Source organism: Xanthomonas bonasiae, from assembly GCF_017163705.1.
Taxonomy (GTDB): Bacteria; Pseudomonadota; Gammaproteobacteria; order Xanthomonadales; family Xanthomonadaceae; genus Xanthomonas_A; species Xanthomonas_A bonasiae.
Window position 1 is genome coordinate 51446 of the sequence record NZ_JAFIWB010000010.1, and the last position, 16969, is coordinate 68414.

At 69.2% G+C, this 16969-nt stretch carries 15 protein-coding genes and 1 pseudogene; 10 read left to right on the forward strand and 6 right to left on the reverse strand.

Features of this window, described 5'->3' with window-relative positions:
• Positions 1 to 106 precede the first annotated feature (106 nt).
• Together JR064_RS23390 and JR064_RS23395 are read right to left on the reverse strand one after the other, a co-directional pair.
• Entirely contained in the window at positions 107 to 2104 is a 1998-nt protein-coding gene (locus JR064_RS23390) for an autotransporter domain-containing protein (RefSeq protein ID WP_425510294.1), read from the reverse strand.
• Positions 2087 to 5137 (reverse strand): annotated as a pseudogene (locus JR064_RS23395) (beta strand repeat-containing protein); the annotation flags it as partial. The pseudogene JR064_RS23395 and the gene JR064_RS23390, both read right to left, overlap by 18 nt.
• A 264-nt stretch (positions 5138 to 5401) precedes the next feature.
• Here JR064_RS23395 and JR064_RS11080 point away from each other — a divergent pair.
• The 4 genes from JR064_RS11080 to JR064_RS11095 all read left to right on the forward strand — a co-directional run bounded on the left by JR064_RS11080 (position 5402) and on the right by JR064_RS11095 (position 7724).
• Positions 5402 to 5947: a phage tail protein gene (locus tag JR064_RS11080; protein WP_206229803.1), complete on the forward strand. Its 546-nt coding sequence runs from the start codon at positions 5402 to 5404 to the stop codon at positions 5945 to 5947.
• Positions 5948 to 6019: 72 nt separating this feature from the next.
• The gene (locus JR064_RS11085; RefSeq protein WP_206229753.1) at positions 6020 to 6547 is read left to right on the forward strand and encodes a phage tail protein; all 528 of its coding nucleotides are present in this window, start codon (positions 6020 to 6022) and stop codon (positions 6545 to 6547) included.
• Positions 6548 to 6607: 60 nt separating this feature from the next.
• Positions 6608 to 7144, forward strand: coding sequence for a phage tail protein (locus tag JR064_RS11090; protein WP_206229754.1), 537 nt, complete (start codon positions 6608 to 6610; stop codon positions 7142 to 7144).
• A 7-nt stretch (positions 7145 to 7151) separates the two neighbouring features.
• Positions 7152 to 7724, forward strand: a complete 573-nt coding sequence (locus JR064_RS11095) for a GNAT family N-acetyltransferase (RefSeq protein WP_206229755.1) — start codon at positions 7152 to 7154, stop codon at positions 7722 to 7724.
• Here JR064_RS11095 and JR064_RS11100 read toward each other — a convergent pair.
• The gene (locus JR064_RS11100) at positions 7717 to 8004 is read right to left on the reverse strand and encodes a DUF6916 family protein (RefSeq protein ID WP_206229756.1); all 288 of its coding nucleotides are present in this window, start codon (positions 8002 to 8004) and stop codon (positions 7717 to 7719) included. The two genes, JR064_RS11095 and JR064_RS11100, sit on opposite strands and share 8 nt — an antisense overlap.
• A 405-nt stretch (positions 8005 to 8409) precedes the next feature.
• Here JR064_RS11100 and JR064_RS11105 point away from each other — a divergent pair, with 405 nt between their 5' ends.
• The 6 genes from JR064_RS11105 to JR064_RS11130 all read left to right on the forward strand — a co-directional run bounded on the left by JR064_RS11105 (position 8410) and on the right by JR064_RS11130 (position 12631).
• Positions 8410 to 9201 (forward strand): ABC transporter ATP-binding protein, encoded by a 792-nt coding sequence (locus JR064_RS11105; RefSeq protein ID WP_206229757.1) that lies wholly within the window; start codon positions 8410 to 8412, stop codon positions 9199 to 9201.
• On the forward strand, positions 9201 to 9950 hold the full coding sequence (locus JR064_RS11110) for an MlaE family lipid ABC transporter permease subunit (protein ID WP_003466288.1): 750 nt from the start codon (positions 9201 to 9203) through the stop codon (positions 9948 to 9950). The genes JR064_RS11105 and JR064_RS11110 overlap by 1 nt, the downstream gene beginning before the upstream one ends.
• A 100-nt stretch (positions 9951 to 10050) precedes the next feature.
• On the forward strand, positions 10051 to 10599 hold the full coding sequence (gene mlaD, locus JR064_RS11115) for an outer membrane lipid asymmetry maintenance protein MlaD (RefSeq protein ID WP_004425475.1): 549 nt from the start codon (positions 10051 to 10053) through the stop codon (positions 10597 to 10599).
• A complete protein-coding gene (locus tag JR064_RS11120) occupies positions 10596 to 11261 on the forward strand; it encodes an MlaC/ttg2D family ABC transporter substrate-binding protein (protein ID WP_191826395.1) in 666 nt (221 codons plus the stop codon). The genes mlaD and JR064_RS11120 overlap by 4 nt, the downstream gene beginning before the upstream one ends.
• Positions 11251 to 11565, forward strand: coding sequence for an STAS domain-containing protein (locus tag JR064_RS11125; RefSeq protein WP_179570474.1), 315 nt, complete (start codon positions 11251 to 11253; stop codon positions 11563 to 11565). Before JR064_RS11120 ends, JR064_RS11125 begins: the two co-directional genes overlap by 11 nt.
• 4 nt (positions 11566 to 11569) lie before the next feature.
• Positions 11570 to 12631: an MlaA family lipoprotein gene (locus tag JR064_RS11130; RefSeq protein ID WP_206229758.1), complete on the forward strand. Its 1062-nt coding sequence runs from the start codon at positions 11570 to 11572 to the stop codon at positions 12629 to 12631.
• A 1384-nt stretch (positions 12632 to 14015) separates the two neighbouring features.
• On the opposite strand, the gene JR064_RS11135 is transcribed toward JR064_RS11130, so the two are convergent.
• From JR064_RS11135 to JR064_RS11145, 3 genes are all read right to left on the reverse strand, one after another.
• Positions 14016 to 14561 carry a glutathione peroxidase gene (locus tag JR064_RS11135; protein WP_206229759.1) on the reverse strand — a complete coding sequence of 182 codons (546 nt, stop codon included), beginning with the start codon at positions 14559 to 14561 and terminating at the stop codon, positions 14016 to 14018.
• A 243-nt stretch (positions 14562 to 14804) separates the two neighbouring features.
• Positions 14805 to 15194 carry a hypothetical protein gene (locus JR064_RS11140; RefSeq protein WP_206229760.1) on the reverse strand — a complete coding sequence of 130 codons (390 nt, stop codon included), beginning with the start codon at positions 15192 to 15194 and terminating at the stop codon, positions 14805 to 14807.
• A gap of 179 nt (positions 15195 to 15373) precedes the next feature.
• Positions 15374 to 16966, reverse strand: a complete 1593-nt coding sequence (locus JR064_RS11145; protein ID WP_206229761.1) for a DNA recombination protein RmuC — start codon at positions 16964 to 16966, stop codon at positions 15374 to 15376.
• Positions 16967 to 16969 lie beyond the last annotated feature (3 nt).

A 16969-nucleotide genomic window follows, 5' to 3' on the forward strand; every position in this document is an offset into this window, starting at 1 on the left:
AGGGGCGGATGAGGGTCCGGGCGCAGCCTCGTGCACCCAAACTCCGCGAGACGCTTCGCGCCGGACCCTCACCCCAACCCCTCTCCCGGTGGAGAGGGGCTATAGGTCAGTACTTCTTCTCGACGTTGAACATCCAGGTCTGGTCGTTGCCGCTGTCGCCGTCGGTGACGCCGCGGTATTCGACACGGGTGGACAGGCCCTGCTCGGTGGTGAACACCGCGCCCAGCCCCAGCATCAGCCGGTTGCGATCGAACACGCTCAGCCCGGTGCGGTACAGCAGGCCAGCGTCGACGATGTCGGCATAGCTCAGCGTGGCGTCGCCGCGGCCCTGGAAGTCGCGCTGGTATTCCACGCGCAGCTGCGGGGTGAACTGACCCCAGCTCGTCTCGCGACGCCACTCCAGGCGCAGGCCGAGGTTGCCGGTGGTGGTGGACACGTCCATGTCCGCGTAGTGCAGCGCGTACGGCGCCATCGCCGCTTCGCTGTACGCGTCCAGCGTGGCGCGGGCCATGTCCACGCGGGCATACGGCGTGATCTGCCAATCGCCATGCTGCAGGTCGGCGCCGGTGGACACCGAGCCGATCCACTGGCTGCCGTCGCGGCGGCCTTCGGCCAGTTCGCCGTTGCCGGTCACGTAGCGGCGCAGGTCGTAGGACAGCAGCTGGTAGCCGACCAACGTGTCGAAGAAGAAATGCCGGCCCGGGTGGAAGCTGGCATACAGCGCCAGCGTGTACGCGGTGGCCTTGCTGCGGCTGCCGTTGTTGCCGACATCGCTGTCGTCGCGGCCCCAGCCCACGCCCGCACCCAGCGCCAGCGCATCCGACGCGCGGTAGTCGGCGCCCATGCTCAGGCCGTCAGTCTGGAAGTCCACGCCGGCACGCTGGCTCTGCTTGTCCAGGCTGCCGGAGCGGATCGCACCGCCCACCCACAGGCCGAGTTCGCCGTTGACCGCGGTCTTGCCGGTCGACGGCGCCGCCGCCGCATCGCCGGTGTCGGTATCCGCATCCCAGGTCGGCTGGCTGCACGGCTGTGCGCCCATACCACGCTCGGCTTCGCGGCAATGCGACCGCGAGGTGGACTGGAAGCTCAGGTTGTTGTCGAAGCCGCGATCGCCGCGATGGGTCGCCTCCAGCCGGCGCTGGAAGTTGTCGATCTGCGCCTTGGCGAAGCGCCGGGTCGATTCGGCCTGCGCATCGATCAGGCCACGCACTTCCGCATCCAGGCTCGGATCCGGACGCGGCGCGACGACGAACACGATGGCCGCTTCGGCCGACGTCGCATACGCGTTGGACAGGGTGAAGCGCACCGTGGCCTGGCCGGAGAACGCCGGGTTCGGGGTGAAGGTCATCACGAAACTGGGGCCATCGGCCGCCGCCGCGGTCGGAACGCCCGCCGCCGCCGCACCGCCGCTGCGGGTGATGGTCGCGCTACCGGCATTGGCCGGCATGATCGCCACCAGCGCGGCGGCCACGAATGGCCCGCCGGTCGCGTTGCGGGTCAGGTCGACCGTTTGCGCTTCGCCGGGTACCGCCTGCGCCGTCGCCGAGACCGCAACCGGGCGCGCATTGACGGTGATGGTGACCGTGGCCGGCGCCGACGTGCCGCCGGCACCGGTGGCGGTATAGCTCAGGGTGTCGGCGCCGACATAGCCGGCCGCCGGCGTGTAGACCAACTGCACGCCACTGACCACCGCGGTGCCGTGGGTCGGCGCGGTGGTCACCGCGATCGTGTCGATGCTGCCGGTGTCGTTGCCGGTCACCGCCAGCGTCAGCGCGGTATCGACCAGCGTGCCGCCAGTGTCGTTCACCGCCACCGGTGCCGGCACCGCCGCAGCGATCGCCAGGGTGTAGGCCTGCGCGGCGCCGAAGCCATGCGCGTCGGTCGCGCTGACGGTGAAGGCGGCGTTGCCGGCGGCGGTCGGCGTGCCCGCGAGCACGCCGGCGGCGGTCAGGGTGAGGCCGGCCGGCAGCGTGCCGGCGCTGACTCTGTAGCTGTACGGCGCAGTGCCGCCACTGGCGCTCAGGGTCTGGCTGTAGCCGGTGCCCACCGTGCCAGCGGCCAGCGTCGGCGGCGCGATGACCAGCGTCGGCGCGGCGACGCTCAAGGTGTAGGCGTAGCTCACCTGTGCGGCCACGCCGGCCGTGCTGTCGGTCGCGGTCACGGTGAAGGCGAAGCTGCCGGCCACGGTCGGAGTGCCGGACAGCGCGCCGCCCGTGGTCAGGGTCAGCCCGGCCGGCAGCGCGCCGGCGCTGATCGTGTAGCTGTACGGCGCGGTGCCCCCGCTCGCGCTCAGGGTCTGACTGTACGCGGTGCCGGCGATGCCGGCGGGCAAGGTCGGCGGGGTGATGGTCAGCGTCGGCGAAGCGATGCTCAATGTGTAGCTGCGGCTCGCCTGCGCGGCCACGCCGGCCGTGCTGTCGGTCGCGGTCACGGTGAAGGCGAAGCTGCCGGCCACGGTCGGGGTGCCGGACAGCGCGCCGCCCGCGGTCAGGGTCAGCCCGGTCGGCAGCGCGCCGGCGCTGATCGCGTAGCTGTACGGCGTGGTGCCGCCGCTCGCGCTCAGGGTCTGGCTATACGCGGTGCCGATGGCGCCGGCCGGCAGCGTCGGCGGCGCGATGGTCAGCGTCGGCGAGGCGATCGACAGCGTATAGGCCTGCGCGGCGCCGAAGCCGTGCGCGTCGGTGACGCTGATGGTGAAGGCGAAGTTGCCGGCCACGGTCGGGGTGCCGGACAGCACGCCGCCCGTGGTCAGGGTCAGGCCCGTCGGCGCTACACCGGCGCTGATCACGTAGCCGTACGGCGCGGTGCCGCCGCTGGTGCTCAGGGTCTGGCTGTAGGCCGTGCCGATGGCGCCGGCCGGCAAGGTCGGCGGCGCGATGGCCAGCGTCGGCGACACGATGCTCAGGCTGTAGCTCTGGCTCGCCTGCCCGGCGGTGCCGGTAGTGCTGTCGGTCGCGGTCAGGCTGAAGTTGAAATTGCCGGCCACCGTCGGCGTACCGCTGAGCGCACCGGTCGCGCTGTTGACGGTGACGCCGGCCGGCAACGCGCCGGCGCTGAGCGTGTAGGTGTACGGCGCGATGCCGCCGGTCGCCGGGTTGATCGCGGCCGTATACGCCTGGCCGGCGGTGCCGCCGGCCAGGGTGGTGGCCGGCAGGGTGATCGTCGGGCTGGCCACGGTCAGCGTGTAGGCGCGGCTGCCGCTGGTGGGGCTGCCGCCGCTGTCGGTGGCGGTCGCGGTGAAGTTGAAGCTGCCGCTGGACGTCGGGGTGCCGGACAGCACGCCGCCCGGGCTCAACTGCACTCCGACCGGCAACGTACCGGCGCTGACGGCGAAGCTGTACGGCGCAGTGCCGCCGCTGGCGCTCAGGGTCTGGCTGTAGGCACTGCCTGCGGTCGCCGCCGGCAGCGATGCCGGACTGACCGTCACCACCGCATCGTCGTTGAGGATGGTACCGGTGCCGGTGGCGCGGGCGATGCTCGCGTTGCTGGCGCCGGACAGGCCGACGCTGAAGGTTTCGTTGGGTTCGACCGCGGTGTCGCCGTTGACGGTGATGGCCACGCCCTGCGCGGTGACGCCCGGCGCGAAGGTCAGCGTCCCGGAGCGCGCGACGTAGTCGCTGCCGGCGGTGGCGGTGCCGTCGGCGGTGGCGTAGTTGACCGACACGGTCTGGCCGCTGGCCGCACTCAGGCTCACCGTGAAGGTGGCCGTGGTGGTGCCGCTGTTGCCTTCGTTGACGCTGACGTCGTCGATCGACAACGCCGGCTGCGCATCGTCGTTGACGATGGTGCCCTGGCCCTGCGCATCGGCGACGGTGGCGCCGGTGACGTTGCTGACGTTGACGAAGAAGGTCTCGTTGGGTTCGTTGAGCGTGTCGCCGTTGACCAGCACGGTGAAGGTCGCGCTGCTGCTGCCGGCGGGGATGGTCTGCCCGGTCAGGCTGGCGGCGACGTAGTCCACGCCCGCGGTGGCGGTGCCGTCGGCGGTGGCGATGTCGAAGCTGACGCCGCCGGTGCCAGCCGGCTGGTCGAGCGAGACGGTGAAGGTGGCATTGGTGGTGCCGGCATTGCCCTCGTTCACCGACACGTTGTTGATGTTCAGCACAGGCTGATCGTCGTTGGTGATGGTGCCAGTGGCACTGGACGGCGAACCGACCGTGTAACCGGTTCCGGCATTGAGGCTGATCACTACCGTCTCGTCGGGTTCGACGGTGGTGTCGAGGGTGGGATTGATGGTGATGGTGCCGCTGGTCTGGCCGGCGGCGATCACCAGCGGCGAACTCACGGCCGCGTAGTCGGTACCCGAGGTGGCGGTGCCGCCGACGCTGAAGGCGACCGACACCGCGCTCTGCGCGGCCTGGTCGAGGCTGACGGTGTAGGTGAGATTGGTGGCGCCGTCCTCGGATACGCTGGAGGGGGACACCGTGATCGACGCGGTGGGCAGGTCGTCGTTGAGGATGGTCGCGGTCGCGCTGGACGGATTGCCGATGCCATAGCCGCTGCCGCTGGCCACACTGAACACGACCGTCTCGTCGGCCTCCACCGTGGTGTCGGCGACCGGGGTGACATTGAAGCTGACCGAAGCGGTATTGGCGGGGACCACGACGCTGGTCACCGCACCCGTGTAGTCGGTGCCGCTGGTGGCGGTGCCGCTGCGGGTGAGGTTCACCGTGGTCGCCGAGCTGCTGGTCTGGCTCAGGGTCACCGTGTAGGTGAAGACGGTGCCGCTGTCTTCGTTGGCGCTGGACGGCGAAACCGCGATGCTGGCGCTGATCGCAGGATTGATGGTGATGTTGAAGACGACCTGGTTGTTGTCCTCGTCCAGCAGGTAGAACGAGTCCGAGGTCGCACCGTCGCCATTGTTGGTATAGGTCACCGTTTGCGTGCCCGGACCAGACTGTCCGCTGAGGACGTAGCTGCCATGCGCAGGCGGCACGCCGTCATCGGTCATACCGGTATTGGAAGGACCGTCGCAGTCGCTGACATCGAAGGTCACCGAGCTACCGGAGTTGATGGTGGCGCTTTTCGGGCTTGTGCAATAGGCCGCCAGCGCGACGTGAGATGTCGCCAGCAGCAACAACCCCAGCATCCAACGCAACAGCGGGCGCACGCCGCCCAACGCGGTGCAATTCGTAGACATATTTCGATTCCCCCAAAACGCGCCACCCCATGGGCGCTGGCAGCCATCCTGGTGCCTCGGACGACGCGGAATATCGATCCAGCAAGGATCGGCACGCGCGTTGCGCGGCTATTGAAACAACAAGTGATCCGCCACGTAAAGCAACAAATGCGTCATGTCTGTCTGGTTCAGCGAAATCGTCGCTTGCATGTCGCCAGCGTCGTGCTTAAGTATTCTCGCGTCAGACACGAGGTCTGGCGTTACCAACTCCGGGGGGAGATCCGCATGAGCGAGTTCTTCATCGGTCAGATCATGCTGACCGGTTTCGCGTTTGCGCCGAAGTATTTTGCGCAGTGCAACGGGCAATTGCTGCCGATCAATCAAAACCAGGCCCTGTTCAGTCTGCTCAGCACGCGCTTCGGCGGCGACGGCAAGACCAATTTCGCATTGCCGGACATGCGCGGGCGCACACCGATGGGCTACGGGCCCTCGGCCGATCCGAGTTGGCAGCCGCCTGCAATGCCGATGGGCCAGGCCGCCGGTGCGGAGACGGTAACGCTGGTGGTCGACAACCTTCCCGCGCATACCCATCTGATGGATTGCAGCAGCGCCAATGGCGACAACCGCACGCCGACCGGCCGCCTGTTCGCGAACAACAGCATGAATACCGGGACCCCGCATGCGTTGTATGCCGCGCCCGGCGCAATGGTGCCGCTGTCGCAGTCCACGGTCGCCAACAGCGGCGGCAGCCAGGCGCATCCGAACCTGCAGCCGTACACCACGATCAATTTCTGCATCGCGCTGTCCGGCATCTTCCCTTCGCGCAGCTAGGCGCATCCGCATCCGGGCGCGCGCAGCGCACGCAGCCTTGCGCAGGGCGCCTCATCGACCAGGAAGAATTTCATGGGCACTCCCTTCATCGGCGAAATCCGCATGTTCGGCTTCGGCCGCACTCCCCAGGGCTGGCAGGCATGCGACGGCTCGCTGCTGCAGATCTCCGAATACGAACCGTTGTACGTCCTGCTCGGCACCGTTTACGGCGGCAACGGCACCAGCACGTTCGGCGTGCCTGATCTGCGCGGCCGCGTGCCGATCCACCAGGGTCAGGGACCGGGCCTGAGCAACTACGTACTCGCCCAGCGCGCCGGCACCGAGACGGTGACGTTGACCGACCTGCAGATGCCGGCGCACACGCACACCGCCCAGGCCACCACCGCGGCAGCGACCGCCACCGCGCCAGCCGGTCTGCTGCCGGGCACGGTCAACGGCAGCCTGTTCTACGCAAGCGACACCACCGGCTCCACCACGCTGGCAATGTCCGGGCAGAGCACCTCGTTCACCGGCGGCAACCAGCCGCACGACAACATCATGCCGACGCTGACGGTGCAGTACTGCATCGCCACCACCGGCATCTTCCCGCAACAGGCCTGACCCCATGCGCCGCGCCGACATGGCTGCGGCACGCATCCGCTCCATCGGAGGAATCCGCTCATGACCGAACCCTATATCGGCGAAATCCAGCTGTTCGGCTTCGACTACAACCCCTACGGCTGGGCGTTCTGCAATGGCGCCACGCTACCGATCACGCAGAACACCACGCTGTACTCCCTGCTCGGCGTGGCCTATGGCGGCAACGGCAGCAGCACCTTCCAGTTGCCCAACTTCTCCGCGCGCGCCGGCTGCCAGCAGGGCGCGGGGCCGGGGCTGACCCCGCACACGCTGGGCAGCGACTTCGGCTCCGCCTCGGAAAGCCTGCTGAGCACGCAGATCCCGCTACACCAGCACGGCGTCAACGCGTTCTCGCAATCGGACGCGACCAAGAAGACCGGCACACCGGCCAACGGTGTCGCCCTCTCATCGCTGAACGTGAATACCGAGCGTCCGTTCCTGGCGGTCGCGCCGGACAAGCAATTCTCCCCGACCATGCTGTTGCCCACCGGCACCGGCCTGGCGCACGAGAACCGGCAGCCCTATCTGGCGGTGAACTTCTGCATCGCGCTGCAGGGCAACTACCCGGCGTTCAACTGAGACGCAGATGAGCGCTAGCGCCGCCGCGCAGGCGCCGGACTTTCCGGACCGCGCTGTTTCCTTCGCCCCGTCGGCGGCGTTGCAAACGCGTGGCCTCGGTCTGCGACCGGCGCGGGCGGCGGACCTGCCCTGGCTGCGCGACCTGTACGCCAGCACCCGCAGCGCGGAGCTGGCGGCAGTGCCATGGCCGGAAACGGCCAAGCGCGCGTTCCTCGACCAGCAGTTCGCGCTGCAGCACGCGCACTACCTGCGCCACTTCGCCGACGCAGACTTCCTGATCGTGGAAACCGCGCAGGCGCCGCTGGGCAGGCTCTACCTGCAGCGCGGCGCGGCGCAACACGTGCTGGTCGATATCAGCCTGTTGCCGGCCTGGCGCGGGCAAGGCGTGGGCACGGCGCTGATCGCGCAGGCGCAAGCGCTGGCGGCCGCGGCCGGATGCGCGCTGTCGCTGCACGTGCTGCATGCCAATCCCGACGCGCAGCGCCTGTATGCGCGACTGGGCTTCGTCGCCGGCGACGCCAGCGACACCCACCTGGAGATGCATTGGCGCGCCGCCTGTGCGGCGCCGGCGCTCAGTTGAAGACCGCCTGGTACAGGAAGCCGTCGCGTTCGCGCGCCACCGGCACCAGGAAGATCCCCAGTTCGCCCAGCCGCGCGTGCCGCATCCGGTAGGTCTGCTGCGGGAACAGGAACGAGGAGGTATTGCGGAACAGCAGCGAGAACGGCGCACGCAACGCGGCTGGTTTGGCCGGCAACGGCCGCGCCTCGACCAGCACGAACGAAATCTCGCCCTCGTTCAACTCCGCCGCGAAGGTCTCGTTCACGCTCCCGGCGAAATGTTCCAACGTCAGCAATTCCATGCACGACTCCCTGTCGCGGCGCCATCGCCGCCCTGCATCGTGGCGCGACCCGGCACTGCATACAAGACCGGTACCGCGACGGCACCCGGATCCAGCGATTCGGCGATGGAGGCGGCCTGGCTTGAGCGGCACCGGACCGCGCGCAGCGGCGGCGGCGACGGCCATGCGGTTCCTGCCGCGACGCGTGATCGCAAGGCCTGCGGACACCCGCGCCGGAGCCGCCGGCGCTGTGTCACCCGCACCGGCAAACCGGACAGCCCCAGGCCCAATACACGCTGTTGCATGTACGGCATCCCCGGACCACGCGCACACGGGCTTCACGGATGCGACAATACTGCACGGCCCAGTTCGGTTAAGTTCAGCGGACTGGTTCAATCCTGTGTTGATTTTTCGTTAAAGGCCGCGATGGCGTCTTCCGAATCCAATGTGGTGCAGCTGTTGGGCGTGCGCATCGACCGTGGCGGCCGCGCGATCCTGCGCGATGTCTCGCTGGTGGTGCCGCGCGGCAGCATCACCGCCGTGCTCGGCCCGTCGGGCAGCGGCAAGTCGACCCTGTTGGCGGCGCTGACCGGCGAGCTGGTGCCGGTCGCAGGCACGGTCGAGGTCTTCGGCCAGCCCTTGCCGCGCGGCAGCCGCGCGCTGCGCGAGACGCGCAAGAGCATCGGCGTGCTGCTGCAGGGCAACGGCCTGCTCACCGACCTGAGCGTGGCCGAGAACGTGGCGCTGCCGCTGCGCGCCCACACCCGCCTGCCCGAGCCGGTACTGCAACGGCTGGTGGCGCTGAAGCTGCATGCGGTGGGCCTGCTCGCCGCCGCCGACGCCTGGCCGCGCGAGCTGTCCGGCGGCATGGCGCGGCGCGTGGCGCTGGCCCGCGCGCTGGCCCTGGACCCGCCGCTGATGATCTACGACGAACCGCTGACCGGCCTGGACCCGATCGCCTCCGGGGTGATCATGAGCCTGATCCAACGCCTCAACGACACCCTCGGCCTGACCAGCATCATCGTCAGCCACCACGTTCACGAGACCCTGCCGATCTGCGACCAGGCGGTGGCCATCGCCAATGGCGGCGTGGTCTTCGCCGGCACCCCGGACGCGTTGCAGGCCAGCGCCGATCCGCTGCTGCAGCAGTTCCTGCACGGCCGCCCGGACGGCCCGATCCCGTTCGATGCGCCGGCGCGCCCGCGGAGTGCCGCCTGATGGGCGCCGTCGCCTCGATCCGTGCGCTGGGCCGCGCCGGGCTGTTCTCGATCACCGTGCTGCGCGGTTCGCTGCCGACCCGCGATTTCCTGGCCGAACTGGTCCGCGAGATCTACAAGGTCGGCGCGCGCTCGCTGCCGATCATCGCCGTCGGCGGCGCCTTCGTCGGCCTGGTGCTGACCCTGCAGGGCTACCGCACGCTGCAGACCTACGGCGCCTCCGATGCGCTGTCCACGCTGCTGGGGCTGTCGCTGTACCGCGAGCTGGCGCCGGTGCTGACCGCGCTGCTGTTCATCGGCCGCGCCGGCAGCTCGATCGCCGCCGAACTGGGGCTGATGCGCGCCACCGACCAGATCAAGGCGCTGGAGCTGATGGCGATCGACCCGGTGGCCAAGGCGGTGGCGCCGCGCTTCTGGGCGGCGGTGCTGACCGTGCCGCTGCTGACCGGCATCTTCTGCTCGCTGGCGATCAGCGCCAGTTACTTCGAAGCGGTGCACGTGCTGGGCCTGGACAAGGGCACGTTCTGGTCGGCGCTGTCGAGCAGCGTGGATTTCTGGGACGACTTCGGCGTGGCGATGCTGAAGTCGGCGGTGTTCGGCGGCACCGCGGCGCTGGTGGCCTCGTATGTGGGCTTCCACGCCGAGCCGACCATCGAGGGCACCTCGGTGGCCACCACCCGCGCGGTGGTGAACGCCTCGCTGCTGGTGCTGATGTTCAATTTCGTCCTGTCGGCGCTGCTGTTCCAGTAGGGACCGCGCGCCACCCTCCGCCCTCGCCGGCGGGCGCTTGCGCAACACCGGCCGCGGCACTGTCGCCGCGGCCCAGATGAATCAACAAGGTAGACACGTTATGGCTATCCGTGGTCCCCGTCTCGAGTTCGCCGTCGGCGCCTTCCTGCTGCTGGGTCTGGCCTCGCTGCTGGTGCTGGCGCTCGCTTCCACCAACCGCCAGTGGGGCTTCGGCGGCGGGCGCTACGAGCTGACCGCCCGTTTCTCGCAGATCGGCCAGCTGCGCCAGCAGGCGCCGGTGAAGATCGGCGGGGTGATCATCGGCCAGGTGGCCAAGATCGAGCTGGACCCGGCCAAGTTCGACTCGGTGGTGACCCTGGCCATCGACGACCGCTACAAGGACCTGCCGGCCGACACCTCGGCCGGCATCCTCACCAGCGGCCTGCTCGGCGAGAGCTATGTCGGCCTGCAGCCCGGCGGCGACCCCGACACGCTCAAGCCCGGCCAGGAGATCGCCTTCACCCAGCCGGCGGTGGACCTGATCCAGCTGGTCGGCAAGTACATGTTCGGCGGCGGCAGCGGCAGCGGCGGTAACGCCGGCGCGACGCCCGCTGCCGCATCCTCCGCGAACACCGCCACTCCCTCTACGGAAACGGAACCCAAGCCATGACCAACAAACTGCTTTCCGCCGCTCTCGCCGCCGCCCTGGCCGCCGCCGCACCCGCCATCGCGCTGGCCCAGGCCGCGCCTGCCGCTGCCGCCGCCCAGCAGGGTTCGGCCAGCAAGGTCGTGCTCGACAACAGCACCCGCATCCTGACCACGCTGGAACAGCGCCGCGCCGAGTTCAAGAACAACAACGCCGCGCTCAAGCAGTTCATCGACAGCGAGATGAACAAGTCCTTCGACCGCGACTACGCCGCGCGCCTGGTGCTCGGCGTGCACGGCCGCGGCGCCTCCGATGCCGACGTCAAGCTGTTCGCCGACGCGATGGCCGACAACTTGATGCAGCGCTACGGCACCTCGCTGCTGACCTTCGAAGGCAAGCCGCAGGTGCGGGTGAAGTCGGAAACCCCGCTGCCGGGCGGCCGCGGCGCCAAGGTCTCCACCGAACTGCTGCGCAGCGGCGGCGACCCGATCCCGGTCGATTACCTGGTGCGCAACGTCGGCGGCAGCTGGAAGATCTTCGACGTGATGGTGGAAGGCGTGTCGTACGTGCAGACCTTCCGCAACCAGTTCGACACGCCGCTGCGCACCAAGTCGATCCCGCAGGTCGCGGCCGATCTGCGCAACGGCGCGCTGCAGGTGGCACCGGCGAGCAACAGTGGCAAGTGAGCCACGCCTGCGTCGCGACGGCGACACGCTCGCGCTGAGCGGCGTGCTCGACCGCGCCGCGGCCACCGCGCTGTGGCCGGCGGCGCTGCCGCTGCTGGCCGGCGCGCGCGCGCTGGACCTGCGCGAGGTGGCGCAGGTGGACAGCGCCGGCCTGGCGCTGCTCGCCGAACTGGCCGCACGCCTGCGTGCGCAGGGCCAGGCCGAGGTCGCCATCCATGGCGCCCCGGCCGGCCTGACCGAATTGAGCGCCGCCTACCGGCTGGCGCCGACCCTGGATTTCCAATCTCCCCTGGCGGCGAGCTGACCCCATGAACGTGCTGCGTATCCTCACTTCCCTGGCCCTGGCCGCCGCCCTGGGCGCCTGCGCCGGCGCCCCCAAGCGTTCCCCGCCGCCGCCGGCCGCGACCGCGGTGCCGGCCACGCCGGCCGACGCGGCCGTGGCCGATAGCGGCGCCATGGACGCGGCGCCAGCGGCCGATGCGCAGGCCGCGCCGGCCGCCGTCGCCGGCGACACGCTGGCCGCACCGGCGAGCGTGCCGCCGACCGCTGGCGCAGCCACCACGGCCGAAGACGACTACGCCGCGCTGTACGGCGGCGACCCGTACAACCCGGTGGCCGATCCGACCCTGCCGGCCGGCGTCGCCGTGCCGCAGAGCTACGATCCGTGGGAGAAGTTCAACCGCAAGGTGCACAAGTTCAACAACGTGGTCGACCGCACCGTGGCGCGGCCGCTGGCGCGCGCCTACGTCAACGTGGTGCCGCGGCCGGTGCGGCTGGGCGTCACCAACTTCTTCGACAACCTCAGCTCGCCGCTGACCATGGTCAATCAGCTGCTGCAGGGCCGTCCGCTGCAGGCCGGGCAGACCCTGGGCCGGTTCGTGATGAACAGTACGCTGGGCATCGGCGGCATCTTCGACCCGGCCAGCGACGCCAAGCTGCCGCGGCGCAGCGAGGACTTCGGCCAGACCCTGGGCGCCTGGGGCTGGCGCCGTTCGCGTTACGTGGAGCTGCCGCTGTTCGGGCCGCGCACGGTCCGCGACGTGTTCGGCCTGGCCGGCGACGCGCCGCTGTCGCCGCTGCGGCAGATCGAGGAAGACACCGTGCGCATCGGCCTGCAGGGCCTGCAGTTGGTGGATACGCGCGCGCAGTTGCTGTCGCTGGACAGCATGCGCGACAACGCGCCGGACGAGTACCAGCTGACCCGCGACGCGTGGATGCAGCGCCGTGCCTACCAGATCGAAGGCGACCTGCGCAGCCACAACAAGCGCCAGGACAACGACCTGCCCGACTATCTGCGCGAGGAAGAGACCAATCCGACCGTCCCGGTGGACGCGATGCCGATCCCGGAATGGCGCGGCGGCAGCCGCTGAGTCGCGCCGATTCGGGCGACCCTGAAGAAACCCGGCTTCGGCCGGGTTTTTTGTGGCTGGATTTTTCCTGCCACCGCCAAGGTAGGAACATCGCGCTCGCAAGCGGTTATTGGTGCACGCCACGTAGCGCAGCACGCGATGGGCACGACGAATGTCCCGCACCCCAACGTACTTGCTGTTGCTCCTGCTGTTGCTCCTGCTGTTGCTCCTGCTGTTGCTGTTGCTGTTGCTCTGCTTTTGATCTACCGGGTCCCCTCAGCGCGGCAGGTCCGGCGGGCGAATACCCGAAGGGCGGCGCGCAGGATGCGCGACGTTTTTCGTTGGCACATGGGTGAGCCGGATAAAGGCGAAGCACTGCTTCGCCCCGGCGAACGGGCAGGCGCCGCGAGGCGCCTGCCCCGGGCTTGGCCGCGTAGCGGACAAGTGCCATCGAAAAATGCCCGTCGGGCCTGCGGACCTGGAGCGCGCAGCGCGGAAGGCGCGCTGCGGGGTGTGCTTGACCAGCCTTCGGCTGTGGTAAAGCGCCTCTTTTGGTTAATTTTCTTTGCACAAGCAAAGAAAAGTGACCCGCCGTAAGGCGAAAGCTGTTGCTGCTGCTCTTACTGTGCGGTGGAAGAATCTTTGTAGGAGCTGCTTCAGCCGCGACGCCTTCCTGACAGAACCAGTCGCGGCTGAAGCCGCTCCTACAAAAACAAACGCCGAAGCAAACAAACGCCGAAGCAAAGGCTTCCGCCCTGGGGCGGGTCACTTTTCTTTGCTCGCGCAAAGAAAAGTAACCAAAAGAAAGCGCGCCCTGCCGAGCGCCCTCCGCGCTGCGCGCTCCGGGTCCGCGGATGCACCGGGGATTCGCGGAAGGGGCATCCTGCCCCTGCCGCGAACGGCGCACATCCATGTGCGCCGCCCTTCGGGTTTTTCCCCGGTCCATCCGCCGCTGCGGAAGGGAACCCGGAAAGTCAAAAGCAACAGCAATGCCAAAGCAACTGCAACTGCAAAGGCAAAGACGGCGGCGACGAAAGTGCCGGCAGGAACCGCAGCAGACTGAGCGCCATCGCGGCGACCATCGGGACGCCTTCGCATCAGATCGCTGGCTGTAATGCCCTGACGGCCGCCGTGAGACGACTCCGAATGCGTTCGGCCTTCCGAAGCGATGAACGCATGGAAGCAGCTCCGACCTCCGTCGATCCCGGAACCGATGACCAGCGTCCCTCCTATCGTGCACTCGGCAAGCCAGCCGCGCTCCTGTAGGAGCGGCTTCAGCCGCGACGAACGGAGCCAGGAATCGTTACGCGCTCGGCGAATTGTCGGAGCTGAAGCCCCTCCTGCAGTGCATCCGGATAGCCAGCAGCGCCTGCGGCATCCAGCAGGCTGCGGACACCGCGGGCGTTTAGGCGGCCAGCGCCGCCTCGAGCGCCGTGCGCAGGCGCGGGTCCTCGGCGGTCACGTCCGGGGCGAAGCGGCCCAGCACCTGGCCATCGCGGCCGACCAGGAACTTCTCGAAGTTCCACAGCACGCCCGGCGCCGGATTGGGCTCGATGCCATAGCCGACCAGCTTCTCGCGCATCGGGCCTTCGCCCTCGGTGTGCGGCTGCGCCTGGATCAGCGCGCGGTACAGCGGATGCGTGGCCTCGCCGGTGACCGCGATCTTGGCGAACATCGGGAAGGTCACGTCGTAGGTGAGCTGGCAGAACTGCTGGATCTCCGCCTCGCTGCCCGGCTCCTGGCCCTTGAAGTCGTTGGCCGGGAAACCGAGCACGTCCAGCCCGGCGGCGTGCTTTTCGCGGTACAGCGCTTCCAGCCCTTCGTACTGCTTGGTCAGGCCGCACTTGGAGGCGACGTTGACGACCAGCAGCACCTTGCCGCGATGCGCGGCCAGCGAAGCGGGCTGGCCGTCGATGGTGGTCAACGGGATGTCGTAGATCGATTGGTTCACGTGCGACTCCTGCAACAAGATGGAGCGCAAGCATAGGCGCCTGGCCGCGCAGCGGCTATCGCGCCGCGACCTGGGCGTGTCCTTTATCCAAGCAAGCCGCACCGCTCCTGTCCGTCCACGGGGCAGGAAGCGCGCATGCGTCCAAGCCGCAGTCATGACGCTGCCCCGCGCGCAGGAGCGGCCCTGCGGGTTGGTGACGGCAGACCCAGCGCGCCCCGCTCGGCGCTGGAGCGCGCGCCGCCCTCAGTCGATGCAGACCTGCGATCCGCCCACGCCGCCTTGCACGGCCTGCCGGCAGCCGTAGTTCTCGCTGATGTCGCGCTGGCATACGCCCTGCGCGGCGGCGCCGGTGGGCACCGGCGTGACCGCCAGGCAGTCGCCGCGGCACTGGCTCTTGTCGCTGCACGTCTTGCCGGCATCGGCGAACGGGATCACGCACTTGAGCAGTCCGCGCCGGCCGAGCGGGCGCAGGCTGCCGCCCTGCGCCGTGCACGCCGCGGCGTCGGCCGCAGCGGCGCCGTCGCCGCCCGCCTGCGGCGCGGATGCCGCGGGGGTCGCCTGCGGGCGTGGACCGCTACTGCAGGCAGCCAGCAGCAGGCAGGACAACAGGGGCATGCACCATCGCATCGACATCGGCGTCTCCATTCGGCCAGGTTTCGGCGCGCAGTATCGCAATGCGCCTGTGGCGAGCGGGTGCATGGGCGTGCGCGATAGCGCCGCTTTCTTGTCCTGGCGCGTGAGATCTCGTCGCCGGTATCGGCGATGGGCAACTCGAAGCAGCGCGGCGAGGTGTGTGGCGTGCCCGATACCGCCTATTCCTGCTCGTCGCGCGCCGGATCCTCGTCCGCCTCGGCATCGGCGATGGGCAACTCGAGATCGAGCAGCGGGGTGAACTGCGCGTCGGCCAGCGTCTCCACCCCGCGCAGGCGGCGCTCGATGGTGCGGGTCTTGCGGCTGGCATCGCCCAGGCTCTTGCCGACGGTGCTGATCTGCTTCTCGGCCTTTTCCAGGATGCCGGCGAACTTGCCGAACTCGCTCTTGACCGCGGCCAGCACGCCCCACACTTCGCTGGAGCGCTTCTCGATGGCCAGCGTGCGGAAGCCCATCTGCAGGCTGTTGAGCAGCGCGGTGACGGTGGTGGGGCCGGCGATGACGATGCGGTGCTCGCGCTGCAGCAGGTCGGCCAGGCCGGGCCGGCGCAGGGTTTCGGCGTACAGGCCCTCGGTGGGCAGGAACATCACCGCGAAATCGGTGGTGTGCGGCGGCGCGATGTACTTGTCGCTGATCGACTTGGCCTGCACCCGGATCGCGCGCTCCAGCTGCGCGCCCATCGCCAGCACCTGGTCCGCATCGCCCTGTTCCTGCGCGTCGAGCAGCCGCTCGTAGTCCTCGCGCGGGAACTTGGCATCGATCGGCAGCCACACCGGCGTGTCCTCGTGGCCGCGGCCGGGCAGGCGCACCGCGAAATCGACCGCCTCGTTGCGCTCCGGGCGCACCCGCACGCCGTGCGCATACTGTTCCTGGGTCAGGGTCTGCTCGAGGATGTTCTCCAGCTGCACTTCGCCCCAGCCGCCGCGGTTCTTGACGTTGCTCAGCACGCGCTTGAGATCGCCGACGCCGGTGGCCAGCTGCTGCATCTCGCCCAGCCCGCGCTGGACCTGCTCGAGCCGTTCGGAGACCAGCTTGAACGAGGCGTCCAGGCGCGTGTTGAGGGTGGTCTGCAGCTTCTCGTCGACGGTGCCGCGCATCTGCTCGAGCTTGGCCGCGTTGTCGGCCTGCAGTTCCTTCAAACGCTCTTCCAGGGTGCTGCGCATCTCGCCGATGCGCTGCTCGTTGCGCTGGATCAGTTCGTTGAGCCGCTGGCCGAGCGTGTCGGCGAAGCGCTGCTGCGACTCGGCGCCTTCCAGGCGGCCCTTGCGCGCATCCTCGACCAGGGTCTCGCGCAGCGCGGTCAGGTGCGCGTCGATGCGCGCGATCAGCTCGCTCTGCTGCTGGCCGAAGTGCAGCATGCGCGCGTCCTGCTGCTGGCCGAAGGCGTCGAGCTGGCTGCGCATTTCGACCAGGCGCTGGTTGAGCAGTTCGGCCACGCGTTGCTGCGCCTCGCCGGCCTCGACCCGGCCGCGCCGCGCGTCTTCGGTCAGCGCCTCGCGCAGCAGGTCCAGGCGCTGGTCGGTGCGGGTGGACAGGTCGGCGAGATGGCGGGCGAAGCCTTCGCTGCGCGCATCCTGCTGCCGCGCCAGGCTGTCGAGCTGCTCGCGCAGTTCGCCGCGGCCGCCGCGCTGTTCCTCGCGCAGGGCCTGCTCCAGCGCCGTGTGGTTGGTCCGGCGCAGCAACAACGCCAGCAGCAGCACGAGCACGGCGCACAGCAGGCCGGCCAGGATCAGGAAATGGGGATCGGTTTGCATGCC

Bases quoted from the DNA above. Each gene is read 5' to 3' on its own strand.
- mlaD (WP_004425475.1), top strand. From the start codon at position 10,051: ATGGCTATCCGTGGTCCCCGTCTCGAGTTCGCCGTCGGCGCCTTCCTG.
- JR064_RS11140 (WP_206229760.1), bottom strand. From the start codon at position 15,194: ATGTCGATGCGATGGTGCATGCCCCTGTTGTCCTGCCTGCTGCTGGCT.
- JR064_RS11100 (WP_206229756.1), bottom strand. From the start codon at position 8,004: ATGGAATTGCTGACGTTGGAACATTTCGCCGGGAGCGTGAACGAGACC.
- JR064_RS11090 (WP_206229754.1), top strand. From the start codon at position 6,608: ATGACCGAACCCTATATCGGCGAAATCCAGCTGTTCGGCTTCGACTAC.
- JR064_RS11105 (WP_206229757.1), top strand. From the start codon at position 8,410: ATGGCGTCTTCCGAATCCAATGTGGTGCAGCTGTTGGGCGTGCGCATC.
- JR064_RS11095 (WP_206229755.1), top strand. From the start codon at position 7,152: ATGAGCGCTAGCGCCGCCGCGCAGGCGCCGGACTTTCCGGACCGCGCT.
- JR064_RS11110 (WP_003466288.1), top strand. From the start codon at position 9,201: ATGGGCGCCGTCGCCTCGATCCGTGCGCTGGGCCGCGCCGGGCTGTTC.
- JR064_RS11080 (WP_206229803.1), top strand. From the start codon at position 5,402: ATGAGCGAGTTCTTCATCGGTCAGATCATGCTGACCGGTTTCGCGTTT.
- JR064_RS11085 (WP_206229753.1), top strand. From the start codon at position 6,020: ATGGGCACTCCCTTCATCGGCGAAATCCGCATGTTCGGCTTCGGCCGC.
- JR064_RS11130 (WP_206229758.1), top strand. From the start codon at position 11,570: ATGAACGTGCTGCGTATCCTCACTTCCCTGGCCCTGGCCGCCGCCCTG.
- JR064_RS11145 (WP_206229761.1), bottom strand. From the start codon at position 16,966: ATGCAAACCGATCCCCATTTCCTGATCCTGGCCGGCCTGCTGTGCGCC.
- JR064_RS11120 (WP_191826395.1), top strand. From the start codon at position 10,596: ATGACCAACAAACTGCTTTCCGCCGCTCTCGCCGCCGCCCTGGCCGCC.